This window comes from Mycobacterium sp. UM_Kg1 (assembly GCF_000972925.1).
GTDB lineage: Bacteria > Actinomycetota > Actinomycetes > Mycobacteriales > Mycobacteriaceae > Mycobacterium > Mycobacterium hiberniae.
Genome location: NZ_JRMK01000387.1, coordinates 1 through 250, shown reverse-complemented (window position 1 = coordinate 250; position 250 = coordinate 1). Strand labels below are relative to the sequence as shown.

Below are 250 nucleotides of genomic sequence, written 5' to 3'. Positions count from 1 at the left end.
GTACTTGAACAGCATCAGGTCGTCGGCGGCGTGCAACAGGGTGTTGAACTTGTAGTTGATCTCGGTCTGCCCGCCCGTGCCGACCTCGTGGTGGCCGCGTTCGACGGTGAAGCCGGCGTTGGTGAGGTTGGTCGACATGGCGTCGCGCAGGTCGACGAACCGGTCGGTGGGGGCGACGGGGAAGTAGCCGCCCTTGGGGCGGACCTTGTAGCCGAGGTTGGGGCTGCCGTCGGCCTCGGTGGTGCGGCCG

1 pseudogene is annotated in these 250 nt (G+C 67.6%); it reads right to left on the bottom strand.

Annotation, left to right across the window (positions count from 1 at the left end):
• Nucleotides 1-250, bottom strand: a pseudogene (locus tag LI92_RS21650) (type I glutamate--ammonia ligase); the annotation flags it as partial.